Raw genomic sequence first — 12,624 nt, 5'->3', positions numbered from 1 at the left:
GAGTGCGCCGGGTGATGGTGCGGAGTGCCTAGAGCACGCCGGGCAGCCGGGCAGGGCAGCCGGGTTCGCAGCGCTCGGCGTGCCGGGCGACGCGGCGCGCGTACGTCCCGAACCGGCGGCGCAGGGCCGCCCGCGTGAACGGGCCGGTCCCCGGGAAGCCCTCGACCTCGCCGCGCCAGCGGATCAGCGTTCCGCCGTGCTGCGGCTCCAGGGTCACGTCGACGAGCGCGCGGCGGCGCGGCGGGCCGGTGCGGGCGACGTAGCCGTAGTGCCGCGGCGGGTCCCAGGCCACGACCTCCTCGCGCCAGGGCGGGACGGACCGGACGGCCCCGATCCCGTTCGGGTGCTCGGTCCCGTCGGCCTCGCGCCGCGCGCGGAGCCAGAAGCCGCCCCACTCGCCCCACGCCTCGGCGAGGCACAGGTGCTTGAAGATCACTTCCGGTTCGGCGGTGGACCTGGCGGTGGCCTCGATCTCATGCGGCATGACAACCCCCCGTGTTCCGTCACGTGGGGTACATGCCCGATCTGCGGCTAATTACGGCTTGTGATGAGCCGGATTTATAGCGTGACCAAAATTTGGGGGTGCGTTCAGGCGGTGTCGACGACCTGGAAGGACTCGGCCAGCCGGCCCTCCGGCAGGCCCGCCGCCGCGGCGTTGGCTCCCAGCCAGCCGCGCAGCATCTCCGGCAGCCCGTCGCCCATGTGCGCGGTCTGGCTCGCGTGCGCCCGCAGCGCGTTCACCTTGCGCTCGAAGCGGTCGGTGATGTCGACGTAGTGGTTCACGACGGGGCCGCCGGTGATCCACACCTCCCGCGCCGTCCACGCCTCCAGGCCCTCCTCGGCGAGCAGCTCCGGGAACGCGTACGGGTTGCGGGCATCGGGGTAGACGGCGTCGAGCGCGGCCGAGCCGACCGCCCGGTGGTCGGGGTGGCTCGGGTAGATCCGCTCGTAGTTGCGCTCCGGGCTCGGCATCAGCACCCGGTCCGGCCGCACCTGCCGGATCACCCGGGCGATGTCGCGGCGCAGGTCCAGGGTGGCCTCGACCCGCCCGTCCGGGTAGCCGAGGAACCGGACGTCGGTCACCCCGACGCACTTGGCCGCCGCGCGCTGCTCCTCCCGGCGCAGCGCCGCCATGTCCGCCCGGGAGACCGCGTCGTCGAAGCCGCCCGCGTCGCCGTCGGTCACCATGAGGTAGACGACCTCGATGCCCCGGTCCGTCCAGCCCGCCACGGTCCCGGCCGCGCCGAAGTCGACGTCGTCGGGGTGCGCCATCACGGCGAGGACTCGCTGCAGCCCGTCCTCCAGCCCCCGCCCGCCGCCATTCAACGGACGAGCTCCGCTCGGCTCATTGTCGTCCAGAACGTTGGTCACGGATTCAACAATAAGGTCCGCGAACCGTCCGGGCACGCCCGGAGATCGGACTTCCGCGCGCTCGGGGGTTCAGAACGAGGTCAGCGCCGCGAGAAGGCGTTCCTGGAACGCCGCCACGTCGCTGCCGACGGCGACCTTCACCGGCCGGCGGGTGTCCTCGGCGGGCAGCGACCGCGCGTCCCACACGGTCGTGCCGCGCGTCAGCTCGCCCCGCAGCTCCACGCGGACGGGCCGGTGCGCGTACTCGCCGAGGTCCGGGTCCACGGCCAGCATCGCGGCGAGGGCGTCGTGGATGACCGCGCCCCGGCGCTTCAGCGTCGGCGTGTAGGCGACCTCGTAGAACTTCAGGATGCGCGCGGCGAAGGCGGCGACCTCGCCGTCGTGCGCGGCGAGCCGGTCGAGCCAGTCGTCGTGGACGGCGGTCGGGTGCGTGGCGTCCAGCGGCACCAGCACGACCGGCCAGTCCGCCGCGAACACCAGGTCGGCGGCCTCCGGGTCGTGCCAGATGTTCGCCTCGGCGTGCGTGGTGATGTTGCCCGGGTGGTCGAACGCGCCGCCCATGACGACGACCTCGCGGACGAGCGAGGGCAGCTCGCGGTCCAGCAGCAGGGCGGCGCCGAGGTTCGTCAGCGGGCCGGTCGCCAGCAGCGTCAGCTCGCCGGGCCGCTCGCGCGCCAGCCGGACGATCTGCGCCGGGGCGGGCTCGGCGACCGGCCGCCCGGCAGGCTCGGGCAGGTGGGTGTCGCCGAGACCGTCCGTCCCGTGCCAGTCCAGCGCGTAGTGGACGTCCTGCGCCATCGGCCGGTCCGCGCCCACCGCGACCGGGACGCCCTCGGTGATCCCGGCCGCCTCCAGCACGCGCAGCGTGTTCAGCGCCCCGGTCAGCGGGTCGATGTTGCCGTGCACCGTGCCGACCGCCGCCAGCTCCGCCTCGCCTGCCCGGACCAGCGAGGCCAGGTAGAGCAGCGTCATCGCGTCGTCGATGCCGGTGTCGCAGTCGTAGAGGATCGCGGGTCTCTTGGTCACGACCGAAACCTATACGCGAACCCGTACGCCCTCCAGGCGCGGCCGGACGCCGAAGATCGCGGACCGTCCGGCGATTGGGCCTGGGACGCGGCGCCGCACCGGGGTAGAGCAAGAGACATGCGCAAACTCATCAACGCCCCGGCGGACGTGGTCTCCGACGCGCTGCGCGGCCTCGCCGCCGCGCATCCTTCGCTGAACGTCGATCCGGAGAACGGCACGGTCGTGCGGGCGGACGCGCCCCGGTCCGGAAAGGTCGCCCTGGTGTCGGGCGGGGGGTCCGGCCACGAGCCGCTGCACGCCGGTTTCGTCGGCCACGGCATGCTGGACGCGGCCTGCTGCGGCGAGGTGTTCACCTCACCCGTCCCCGACCAGATCATCGCGGCGACGATGGCCGTGGACGGCGGCGCCGGGGTGGTGCACCTGGTGAAGAACTACACCGGCGACGTCATGAACTTCCAGCTCGCGGCCGAACTCGCCGAGGACGAGGACATCGAGGTCGATTCGGTCATCATCAACGACGACGTCGCCGTCGAGGACAGCACGTTCACCGCCGGGCGGCGCGGCACCGGCGCGACCCTGTTCGTGGAGAAGATCGCCGGCGCGCTCGCCGAGGAGGGCGCGGCGCTGGACGCGGTCGCGGGGGTCGCGCGGGAGGTGAACGAGCGCAGCCGGTCGTTCGGCGTCGCGATCTCGCCCTGCACGGTGCCCGCCGCCGGGACGCCCACGTTCGAGCTCGGCGAGGACGAGATGGAGCTCGGCATCGGCATCCACGGCGAGCCCGGCCGGGAGCGCGCCGAGATCGGCACGGCCGCGGAGATCACGGCCGCCTCGCTCACCGCGATCGACGCGGACATGCCGCTGTCGGGGTCCGAGGTCCTGGTGCTGGTGAACGGGATGGGCGGCACCCCGCTGATCGAGCAGTACATCGCCTACGCGGCGGCGGCCGAGTGGCTGGAGGGGCACGGCGCGACCGTCGTTCGGCGCCTGGTCGGCCCGTACGTCACGAGCCTGGAGATGGCCGGCTGCATGATCAGCGTCTGCCGGATGACGCCCGAGCTGACCCGCCTCTGGGACGCGCCCGTCGAGACCCCCGGGCTCCGGTGGGGCCGGTGAACGCGGGCTCGACGGACTCCGGCCCGGCGGACGGGGTCTCGCTGGACGCGGACGGCCTCGCCTCCTGGATCCGGCACGCCGCCGAACGGGTCGCCGCCGACGCCGAGCGGCTCACCCGGCTGGACGCCGCCATCGGCGACGGCGACCACGGCCACAACCTCGACCGCGGCTTCCGTGCGGCCGTCGAGGCCCTCCCGGACGGCGCGCCGCCCGGCAAGGTGCTGATCGCCGCCGGGCGGGCCATCGTGTCCAAGACCGGCGGGGCGTCCGGTCCCCTCTACGGGACGGCGCTGCGCCGCGCGGGCAAGTCCCTCGGCGACGCCGCCGACGTGGACGCCGCCGCGCTCGGCGGGGCGCTGCGGGCCGCGCTGGACGGCGTCCGCGACCTCGGCAAGGCCGCCGACGGCGACAAGACCATGGTCGACGCGCTCGCCCCGGCGGTCGCGGCCTACGAGGCGGCGCTCGCGGACGGGGCCGATCTCGCCGGGTGCGTGCGCGCCGCCGCCGATGCGGCCGTCACGGGCGCGGAGGACACCGTCCCGATGCGGGCCCGCAAGGGCCGCGCGAGCTACCTGGGCGAGCGCAGCGTCGGGCACATGGACCCGGGCGCCGCGTCCACCGCGCTCCTGCTCGGGGCGCTCGCCGATGTGACGGGGGAGGGCTGAATGGTCGGCATCGTGCTCATCTCGCACAGCGCGACGCTCGCCGAGGGCGCCGCCGAGGTCGCCCGCGCGATGGGCGTCGGGAAGGCCGTCGTCGAACCCGCCGGCGGCGACGCCGAGGGCCGCCTCGGGACCAGCATCGACCTGGTCGAGCAGGCCGTCGCCACCGCGAACGACGGCGACGGCGTGGTGCTGCTCGCCGACCTCGGCAGCTCCGTCCTCACCGCCAAGATGCTCATCGAGGACGCCGGCGGCGACGACGTCCTGCTCGCCGACGCGCCCCTGGTCGAGGGCGCGGTCGCCGCCGCGTCCATGGCCGCGACGGGCGCGGACCTCGCCGCCGTCCACGCCGCCGCCGAGTCCGCCCGCGACCACCGCAAGACGTCCTGACCCGCGGAACGTCCCGACCCGGGCCGTGGCGGGACGCGGCGCGGCCTGCGGCCCGCCGCGGCCGGTGTCGCGGACGCGCCGAAACCGTCGGCGCCGCGCCGTAGACTCGCACGTGATGTCGAAGACCGAAGCTCACCCCTTGCTCGATGGCCTCAACCCGCAGCAGCGCGCCGCCGTCGTGCACTCCGGCGGCCCCCTGCTGATCGTCGCGGGCGCCGGCTCGGGCAAGACCCGGGTGCTCACCCACCGCATCGCGCACCTGCTCGCCGAGCGGGACGTGCACCCCGGCCAGATCCTCGCGATCACCTTCACCAACAAGGCCGCCGCCGAGATGAAGGAGCGCGTCGACGCCCTCGTCGGGCCGCGCTCGCGCGCCATGTGGGTGATGACGTTCCACTCCGCGTGCGTGCGGATCCTGCGCCGCGAGGCCAAGCGCCTCGGCTTCCCCACGAGCTTCTCGATCTACGACCAGGCCGACGCGAACCGGCTGATGGCGCTGGTCTGCCGCGAGCTCGACCTCGACCCGAAGCGGTACCCGCCGAAGTCGTTCAGCGCCCAGGTCTCCAACCTGAAGAACGAGCTGATCGACTACGAGACGTTCAAGGACCGCGCCTCCACGCACATGGAGCAGACGCTCGCCGAGGCGTACGAGATGTACCAGGCGCGGCTCCAGCAGGCCGGCGCCATGGACTTCGACGACCTGATCATGATGACGGTCAACCTGCTCCAGGTGTTCCCGGAGGCCGCCGAGCACTACCGGCGCCGGTTCCGGCACGTCCTCGTCGACGAGTACCAGGACACCAACCACGCGCAGTACGAGCTGGTCCGCGAGCTGACCGCGCCCATCTCCGGCGGCCCGGCCGACGGCGGCGGCGATGGGTACGGCGACGGCGAGGGGCTCGGCGCGGCGGAGCTGTGCGTCGTCGGCGACGCCGACCAGTCGATCTACGCGTTCCGCGGCGCGACGATCCGCAACATCCTGGAGTTCGAGCGCGACTACCCGGACGCCACCACGATCCTGCTGGAGCAGAACTACCGCTCCACGCAGACGATCCTGTCCGCGGCCAACGCGGTGATCGAGCGCAACGCCGACCGCAAGCCCAAGAAGCTGTGGTCCGACCAGGGCGAGGGCCACAAGATCACCGGCTATGTGGCCGACAACGAGCACGACGAGGCCGCGTTCGTCGCCCACGAGGTCGACCGGCTCACCGACGAGGGCGACGCCCGTCCCGGCGACGTCGCCGTGTTCTACCGCACCAACGCCCAGTCCCGCGTCTTCGAAGAGGTGTTCATCCGGGTCGGGCTGCCGTACAAGGTCGTCGGCGGCGTCCGGTTCTACGAGCGCAAGGAGATCCGCGACGCGCTCGCCTACCTGCGCTGCCTCGCCAACCCCGAGGACACCGTCTCCCTGCGCCGCATCCTGAACGTGCCGAAGCGCGGCATCGGCGACCGCGCCGAAGCCTGCGTGGAGGCGTACGCGTCCCGCGAGCGCATCTCGTTCTGGCAGGCGCTCCGCGTGCCCGAGGACGTCCCCGGCATGGCGACCCGCTCGATCAACGCCGTCCGCGAGTTCGTCACCCTGCTGGACGAGCTGCGCGCCGCCGCCGAGTCGCTCACCCCCGCCGACCTGATCGCCGAGGTCCTCAAGGCCAGCGGCTACCTGGAGGAGTTGCAGAACTCCAAGGACCCGCAGGACGAGACCCGCGTCGAGAACCTCCAGGAGCTGGAGGCCGTCGCCCGAGAGTTCGAGGAGCGCCTCGACGGCGAGTCCGCCGAGGGCCGCCTCCCCGAGTTCCTGGAGCAGGTCGCGCTGGTCGCCGACGCCGACTCCATCCCCGGCGGCGCCAAGGGCGGGCCCGTCCCGCCCGGCGAGCAGCCCGAGGAGAACGAGCACGGCGTCGTCACCCTGATGACCCTGCACACCGCGAAGGGCCTCGAATTCCCGGTGGTGTTCCTCACCGGGATGGAGGACGGCGTCTTCCCGCACCTGCGCGCCATGAGCAACCCCAAGGAGCTCGAAGAGGAGCGCCGCCTCGCCTACGTGGGCATCACCCGCGCCCGGCAGCGCCTCTACGTCTCCCGCGCGGCGATGCGCAGCTCGTGGGGCGCGCCGCAGGTGAACCCGCCGTCCCGGTTCCTCGGCGAGGTCCCGAAGAGCCTCGTCGAGTGGGAGCGCGAGTCGTCCTCGGCGTCCAGCCCGGCGATGTCGCGCATGGCGGAGCGGCCCGGGACCCGCTCGCCGGGGAACCGGCCGGTGCCGTCCCTCTCCCCGGGCGACAAGGTCACCCACGACGCGTTCGGCCTCGGCACCGTCGTCTCGGTCTACGACCGCGGGGAGAAGGCCAGCATCGACTTCGGCGGCGAGTACGGCGTCCGCACGCTCGTCCTCCGCTTCGCCACCATCGAGAAGCTCTGAGCGTCAGGCGGGGCGGCGGCGCAGCAGGTTCATCGGGAGGGTGTCCAGGACGACCTGGTCGTCCTGGTTGAGCAGTTCGGCGCGGGTGCGGACGATGCCGCGGTCCGGCTTGGAGCGGGACGGGCGCGCCTCCAGCACGGCGACGCGCAGCCGGAGGGAGTCGCCGGGGCGGACGGGCGCCGGCCAGCGCAGCTCGTCCACGCCGGGGGAGGCGAGGCTCGCGACGCTGGACAGGAAGTGGTCGGCGAACAGCCGCATCATGATCGAGCCGGTGTGCCAGCCGCTGGCGATGATGCCGCCGAACGGGCCGGTCGCGGCGAACTCCGGGTCGATGTGGATCGGCTGCCGGTCGAACCGGCGGGCGAACTCGATGATCTCGTCCTCGTCCAGGGTGACGTGGCCGTACTCGTAGACCGAGCCCTCCTTGTAGTCCTCGAAGTAGCGGTCGTCGATCGGGGTGGGGAAGTCGGCGCCGAGGGCCCGCGTGGTGATCGTCATGCCTCCAGCATCGCGCGTCCTCAGCCCGCCGGGGAGGGCGGTGCCAGGGACGCCAGGAAGGCGTCGAGCATGGCGGTCTGGCGGTCGGGCGGGAAGGCGGCCGGGTCGAACAGGGCGTGCACGACGAGCCCGTGCGCGAAGGCGGCGGCGGACGCGACGACCTCGTCCGCGTCGCGGGAGGCGGGCAGTTCGCCGCGCGCCATCGCCTCCGCGACGTGCGGGCGGAGGCGGCGGCGCCAGGCGTCGTAGCGGTCCTTCTGGCGGGCCGCGAGGTCGGGGTCGGCGAGCGAGGCGTCCCAGGAGCTGACCCACACCCGGTTCATGGCCGTGGCGGCGGGGGTGAGGCACAGGACGTCCAGAAGGGCGGCGCGCAGGGCGGGCAGGCCCGGCCGGGCGGTGTGCAAGGGGCGGTTCGCGGTGCGCTCGTCCGCCACGTCGAGCGCGTGCGCGACGAGCGCCCTCTTGTTCGGGAAGTAGTGCGTGAGCAGGCCGGTGGAGGCGCCCATCTCGGCCGCGACGGCGCGCAGGGTCAGCCCGCCGAAGCCGTGCTCGGCGAGGACGCGCCAGACGGCCTCGGACACGTCCCGGCGGCGGGCGTCGTGGTCACCTCGGGCGGGCATTCCCGTAGGGTACATAACAAACGTTCGGTATGTACTCCCTGGAGGCCCGATGTTCGCCCTCACGCTCGCCGACGGCGCCGAGCTCCGCCCGCTGGAACCGTGGCAGGCGGCGGAGTTCGCCGAGCACGCGCGGGACGTCCGCGCCGACATCGCCGAGTACATCCCGTGGGCGCGGACGGTCGTGGACGACGAGACGGCCCGGGATTTCCTCCAGGCGTACGCGGACAAGCAGGCCGCCGATCGAGGGCGCATCTACGGCATCTGGGTCGGCGGCGCCCTCCAGGGCGGGACGCTCTTCCGGACGTTCGACGCCGTCCAGGGCACCTGCGAGGTGGGCGTCTGGCTCGCGGCCGGGGCGCGCGGGCGGGGGCTGGTCACCACGGCCGTCCGCCACATGATCGACTGGGCGTTCGGTGTGCGGGGCCTGCACCGGGCCGAGTGGCTGTGCGATCCGCGCAACACCGCGAGCGCGGCGGTCGCGGAGCGCCTCGGCATGACCTGCGAGGGGGTGCGTCGCCAGGCGTTCACGCTGGGCGGTGAGCGCAGGGACGTCCAGGTCTGGGCCGTCCTCGCCGACGAGTGGCCTGCGTCGTGACCGGCTCCGGTGACCGGGCTTCGTGACGCGTCCGGGCGCACCGCTAGGGTAACGAGTGATCTCAAGTTCACTCCTTACCCCCGGGAGTCCCCGTGCACGCCGAGCAGGTCCTCATGCTGCTGGCCGCCGCCGTCGCGGCCGGCTGGGTCGACGCGGTGGTGGGCGGGGGCGGGCTGATCCAGCTGCCCGCGCTGCTGCTGGCCAACCCGGGCCAGCCGGTCGCCGCGGCGCTCGCCACCAACAAGCTCGGCTCGATCGCGGGCACGGCGTCGGCCGCCGTCGCCTACGCGCGCAGGGCCAAGCCGGACGTCCGCGTCGCCGTCCCGGCGGGGGTCCTCGCGGTGTGCTGCGCGGCGGGCGGGGCGCTGTGCGCGACGGTGATCTCCTCGGAGGTCCTCAAGCCGGTCATCATGGTCGTGCTGCTGTCGGTGGCCGCGATCGTGGTGCTGAAGCCCGATCTCGGCCGGGCGCCGCGGCCGGTGCTGCGGACCCGCCGCCGGGTCGCCGCCGCGGTGCTCGTCCCCGGCGTCGCCATCGCCTTCTACGACGGGCTCGTCGGCCCCGGCACCGGGACGTTCCTGGTCGTGGCGTTCACCGCGCTGCTCGGCATGGACTTCGTCGACGCGTCCGCCACGTCCAAGATCATCAACGCGTGCACGAACCTGGGGGCGCTGCTCGTCTTCGCGGCGCAGGGGCACGTGCTGTGGGCGGTCGGGCTGGGCATGGCCGCGGGCAACGCGGCCGGCGCGCAGCTCGGCGCCCGCATGGCGATCAAGCGCGGCGCCGGGTTCATCCGCGTCATCCTGCTGTGCGTGGTCGCGGTGCTCGTCGCGAAACTCGCCTACGAGCAGTTCGGCTAGGGCGAGCAGTTCGGCCAGGGGCCGGCGGCCCGGCTACGGGACGGGCAGCGGGTGCTCCAGTGCCGACAGGCTGAGCAGGACGAGCGACGCCGTCCAGCCGAGCGGCGCCGGGCCGGCGGGCCTGCCGGCCGGGCCGACCTTCTCCGGCAGGACGCCGAGGGACGTGCGGTGCGCCGCGAGCCAGCTCAGCCGGGACAGCGCCTCCTCCGTCCGGCCGGACGCGGCGGCGTTCAGCCCGAACAGGGCCGTCTCCGGGGTCCAGGCGACGTCCGGGGTGCCGGACCAGCGCTCGCCCGGCAGCACGCCCCCGTTCGGCAGCGCCTGCTTGCGGGCGGCGTCGCCGATCGCGGCGGTGATCCCGGGCTCGCCGGGCGCGAACGGCGGAGCGAGGAACGTCACCGAGGTGTCCATCAGGCCGCCGGGGACGGGCGAGCGCGGGTAGCCGTAGGGCGCGAACTGCCTGGCCACGGCGTCGGAGACCCGCTGCGCCGCGCTCCGCCACTCGCCGGCCCTGACGGTCTCGCCGCGCATCACCGCGAGGTCGGCGGCGGCCCGCAGGCCCGCCAGCACGGGGCCGACGACGCCGAGCGTGGGGCGGCGCGGGTCCTGCTCGCGGCCCGGGTCGCGCTCCCAGTAGTCGGACGAGGCGGGCGGCAGGCCCTCGGCGTCTAGCGAGCGGGCCAGGTGGTCGGCGGCGCGCCGCACCATCGGCCACAGCTCGGGCAGCTCGTCGGAGGCGCCGGCCTGCACCCGGTAGAACCAGGCCGCCCACAGCACCCAGCCGAGCGAGTCGAGCTGCGGGACGCGGCCGTCGGCGACCGCCGTCCCGTCGGCGTGGTAGCGCGCGGCCCACATACCGCTGTCGTTCTGCGCGCGCGCGAGGAAGCGCAGGACGCGGCGGGCTTCCGACGGATGCCCGGTGACGGTGAACGCGGCAACGGTGAACGCCGAGTCGCGCGGCCAGGAGTACCGCCACTTGCTGTACCAGGAGGCGAGAGACGCCCCGTTCGGGCGGGTCAGGAGCCGCAGATCGAGCAGCGCGCGCGCCGCCATGTCGCGGTAGGTCTGGCCCTGCCCGCCAGTGGGGATGGTGCCCTGCGAGAGCCAGGCGTTGTCGGACCGGACGGCTCTGGCAACGCGCGGATCGGACGCGTCCACCGTGATGGGCGTGTCGCCGCCGGACGGGATCAGCCGGACCCGCCCGTCCGCGAGCCGCACGACGGAGCTGTCCGCCAGGTAGGCGGCCCCTTCGGCCTGGTCGGGGGAGAGCGGGACGGCGGAGAACGGCCAGCCGCCCCCGCCGACGAGGCCGGGACTCGCCCAGCCGGAGCCGGCCGTGGGTTCGGGCGCCGTGGCGCCGCCGGTCGCGATGAGCGCGGCGGCGAGCAGCAGGGCGGTCGCGCGGCGGACCTTGCGGGCCCCCGACCGCCTGCGGGAGCCGAACCGCGGGCCTCGGCCGCGAGTGCCGGGGCTTCCGGGTCCGGCGCCGCGGCCTTCGGGCCCGCGCCGCGCGGGCGGCACCGCGGTCGCGCCGGTGTCGGGCCGAGCGCGGACGGAGGCCGTGAGGGACGCGTCCCGTTCCTCCGCCATCGCCATCCGTTCGCCCCCTTCGCCACACCCCGCCGCAGCGAATAAGTACATCAAACTACGTCAATTGGTTCATCCTCCTCACGAGCCACTACGTGCCCACCCCTCAGGATGAGACACCTGGGGTCCGCCCGCACCTGCCGCGAGGGAGAACTACCGGTGACATATGGACCCGGCGGCCTCACCATGAGGGCGGGTTGACTAGGCTGCATCGACGGAGCGGACCGCAGAGTGCCGGCCGCACGGAAACCCGTGTAGATCGCCGACTCGTGTGGTCTTTGGCTGTCGATCCGTTAAGGACGCCCTCGTGGACCTGTTCGAACATCAGGCGAAGGAACTCTTCGCCGAGTACGGGGTACCGGTGCCCACCGGCAAGGTCGCCCATACTCCCCAGGAAGCGCGCGCCATCGCGGAAGAGCTCTTCTCCGCGGGCAGCAAGAAGGTCGTGGTCAAGGCGCAGGTGAAGACCGGCGGCCGCGGCAAGGCCGGCGGTGTGAAGCTGGCCGACGACGCCGACGAGGCGGAGGCGCTCGCCGGCCAGATCCTCGGCATGGACATCAAGGGCCACACGGTCCACAAGGTCCTGGTCGAGGAGGGCAGCGCGATCGCGCAGGAGTACTACTTCTCCTTCCTGCTCGACCGCGCCAACCGCACCTTCCTGTCCATCTGCTCCGTCGAGGGCGGCGTGGAGATCGAGGAGGTGCCGCACGACCGGCTGGCGATGGTCCCGGTCTCCCCGCTGGACGGCGTCGACCGGGCCAAGGCCCGCGCCATCGCCGAGCAGGGCCGGCTGCCCGAGCAGGCCCTGGACGGCGCCGCCGAGCTGATCGAGCGGCTGTGGGCCGTGTTCACCGACGAGGACGCCTCCCTCGTCGAGGTGAACCCGATGATCCTCACCGCCGACGGCCAGGTGAAGGCGCTCGACGGCAAGGTCACCCTGGACGACAACGCCGGGTTCCGCCAGGACCACGAGAAGTACGAGGACAAGGCCGCCGCCGACCCGCTGGAGGCCGCGGCCAAGGCCAAGGACCTCAACTACGTCAAGCTGAACGGCAGCGTCGGCATCATCGGCAACGGCGCGGGCCTGGTCATGTCCACCCTGGACGTGGTCGCCTACGCGGGCGAGCGGTTCGGCGGGCAGAAGCCGGCGAACTTCCTCGACATCGGCGGCGGCGCGTCCGCCGAGGTCATGGCGAACGGGCTGGAGATCGTCCTGTCCGACGCGGCCGTGAAGTCGGTCTTCGTGAACGTCTTCGGCGGCATCACGGCCTGCGACGCCGTGGCCAACGGCATCGTCTCCGCCTACCAGCTCCTGGCCGACCGCGGCGAGGCCGTGGACCGGCCCCTCGTCGTCCGGCTCGACGGCAACAACGCCGAGCTCGGCCGCAAGATCCTCAGCGACGCGGCGCTGCCCGGCGTCCAGCAGGTCGACACCATGGACGCGGCGGCCGAGCGCGCCGCCGAACTCGCAGCGGCAGGTGCATGA

General features: G+C 73.6%; 13 protein-coding genes. 7 read left to right on the top strand and 6 right to left on the bottom strand.

The window, feature by feature from the left end; all coding sequences use genetic code 11:
- Window positions 1-28: 28 nt before the first annotated feature.
- From CHF16_RS03205 to CHF16_RS03195, 3 genes are all read right to left on the bottom strand, one after another.
- Window positions 29-484 (bottom strand): SRPBCC family protein, encoded by a 456-nt coding sequence (locus CHF16_RS03205; RefSeq protein WP_089324374.1) that lies wholly within the window; start codon window positions 482-484, stop codon window positions 29-31.
- A gap of 104 nt (window positions 485-588) precedes the next feature.
- Window positions 589-1,305, bottom strand: coding sequence for a PIG-L deacetylase family protein (locus CHF16_RS03200; protein ID WP_089324616.1), 717 nt, complete (start codon window positions 1,303-1,305; stop codon window positions 589-591).
- A 135-nt stretch (window positions 1,306-1,440) separates the two neighbouring features.
- Window positions 1,441-2,397 (bottom strand): nucleoside hydrolase, encoded by a 957-nt coding sequence (locus tag CHF16_RS03195; protein WP_281259316.1) that lies wholly within the window; start codon window positions 2,395-2,397, stop codon window positions 1,441-1,443.
- A 117-nt stretch (window positions 2,398-2,514) separates the two neighbouring features.
- On the opposite strand from CHF16_RS03195, the gene dhaK reads away from it, so the two are divergent.
- The 4 genes from dhaK (at window position 2,515) to pcrA (ending at window position 6,978) form a co-directional block, all read left to right on the top strand.
- A complete protein-coding gene (gene dhaK / locus CHF16_RS03190; protein ID WP_089324373.1) occupies window positions 2,515-3,510 on the top strand; it encodes a dihydroxyacetone kinase subunit DhaK in 996 nt (331 codons plus the stop codon).
- On the top strand, window positions 3,507-4,175 hold the full coding sequence (gene dhaL, locus CHF16_RS03185) for a dihydroxyacetone kinase subunit DhaL (RefSeq protein ID WP_245868187.1): 669 nt from the start codon (window positions 3,507-3,509) through the stop codon (window positions 4,173-4,175). The genes dhaK and dhaL overlap by 4 nt, the downstream gene beginning before the upstream one ends.
- Complete coding sequence (dhaM, locus tag CHF16_RS03180) at window positions 4,176-4,562, top strand: dihydroxyacetone kinase phosphoryl donor subunit DhaM (RefSeq protein WP_089324372.1); 387 nt, start codon at window positions 4,176-4,178, stop codon at window positions 4,560-4,562.
- Between the two features lie 115 nt (window positions 4,563-4,677).
- Window positions 4,678-6,978, top strand: coding sequence for a DNA helicase PcrA (gene pcrA / locus CHF16_RS03175; protein WP_218826511.1), 2,301 nt, complete (start codon window positions 4,678-4,680; stop codon window positions 6,976-6,978).
- 3 nt (window positions 6,979-6,981) lie between these two features.
- On the opposite strand, the gene CHF16_RS03170 is transcribed toward pcrA, so the two are convergent.
- Window positions 6,982-7,476 carry a MaoC family dehydratase gene (locus tag CHF16_RS03170; RefSeq protein ID WP_089324370.1) on the bottom strand — a complete coding sequence of 165 codons (495 nt, stop codon included), beginning with the start codon at window positions 7,474-7,476 and terminating at the stop codon, window positions 6,982-6,984.
- Window positions 7,477-7,496: 20 nt separating this feature from the next.
- Window positions 7,497-8,096 (bottom strand): TetR/AcrR family transcriptional regulator, encoded by a 600-nt coding sequence (locus tag CHF16_RS03165; RefSeq protein ID WP_089324369.1) that lies wholly within the window; start codon window positions 8,094-8,096, stop codon window positions 7,497-7,499.
- 49 nt (window positions 8,097-8,145) lie between these two features.
- On the opposite strand from CHF16_RS03165, the gene CHF16_RS03160 reads away from it, so the two are divergent.
- Together CHF16_RS03160 and CHF16_RS03155 are read left to right on the top strand one after the other, a co-directional pair.
- Complete coding sequence (locus CHF16_RS03160; protein ID WP_089324368.1) at window positions 8,146-8,691, top strand: GNAT family N-acetyltransferase; 546 nt, start codon at window positions 8,146-8,148, stop codon at window positions 8,689-8,691.
- Window positions 8,692-8,804: 113 nt separating this feature from the next.
- A complete protein-coding gene (locus CHF16_RS03155; protein ID WP_425427468.1) occupies window positions 8,805-9,551 on the top strand; it encodes a TSUP family transporter in 747 nt (248 codons plus the stop codon).
- 33 nt (window positions 9,552-9,584) lie between these two features.
- On the opposite strand, the gene CHF16_RS03150 is transcribed toward CHF16_RS03155, so the two are convergent.
- On the bottom strand, window positions 9,585-11,147 hold the full coding sequence (locus tag CHF16_RS03150) for a glycoside hydrolase family 15 protein (protein ID WP_245868186.1): 1,563 nt from the start codon (window positions 11,145-11,147) through the stop codon (window positions 9,585-9,587).
- Between the two features lie 298 nt (window positions 11,148-11,445).
- Here CHF16_RS03150 and sucC point away from each other — a divergent pair, with 298 nt between their 5' ends.
- Complete coding sequence (gene sucC / locus CHF16_RS03145; protein ID WP_089324366.1) at window positions 11,446-12,624, top strand: ADP-forming succinate--CoA ligase subunit beta; 1,179 nt, start codon at window positions 11,446-11,448, stop codon at window positions 12,622-12,624.

The organism is Actinomadura meyerae (assembly GCF_900188445.1).
GTDB lineage: Bacteria > Actinomycetota > Actinomycetes > Streptosporangiales > Streptosporangiaceae > Spirillospora > Spirillospora meyerae.
Note: the sequence above shows the minus strand (reverse complement) of the source record. Positions and strands in the feature narration are given on the sequence as shown.

Excerpts from the sequence above, each read along its gene's own strand:
- CHF16_RS03205 (WP_089324374.1), bottom strand. The coding sequence starts at position 484 with ATGCCGCATGAGATCGAGGCCACCGCCAGGTCCACCGCCGAACCGGAA.
- dhaK (WP_089324373.1), top strand. The coding sequence starts at position 2,515 with ATGCGCAAACTCATCAACGCCCCGGCGGACGTGGTCTCCGACGCGCTG.
- dhaM (WP_089324372.1), top strand. The coding sequence starts at position 4,176 with ATGGTCGGCATCGTGCTCATCTCGCACAGCGCGACGCTCGCCGAGGGC.
- pcrA (WP_218826511.1), top strand. The coding sequence starts at position 4,678 with ATGTCGAAGACCGAAGCTCACCCCTTGCTCGATGGCCTCAACCCGCAG.
- CHF16_RS03170 (WP_089324370.1), bottom strand. The coding sequence starts at position 7,476 with ATGACGATCACCACGCGGGCCCTCGGCGCCGACTTCCCCACCCCGATC.
- CHF16_RS03165 (WP_089324369.1), bottom strand. The coding sequence starts at position 8,096 with ATGCCCGCCCGAGGTGACCACGACGCCCGCCGCCGGGACGTGTCCGAG.
- CHF16_RS03160 (WP_089324368.1), top strand. The coding sequence starts at position 8,146 with ATGTTCGCCCTCACGCTCGCCGACGGCGCCGAGCTCCGCCCGCTGGAA.
- CHF16_RS03155 (WP_425427468.1), top strand. The coding sequence starts at position 8,805 with ATGCTGCTGGCCGCCGCCGTCGCGGCCGGCTGGGTCGACGCGGTGGTG.
- CHF16_RS03150 (WP_245868186.1), bottom strand. The coding sequence starts at position 11,147 with ATGGCGATGGCGGAGGAACGGGACGCGTCCCTCACGGCCTCCGTCCGC.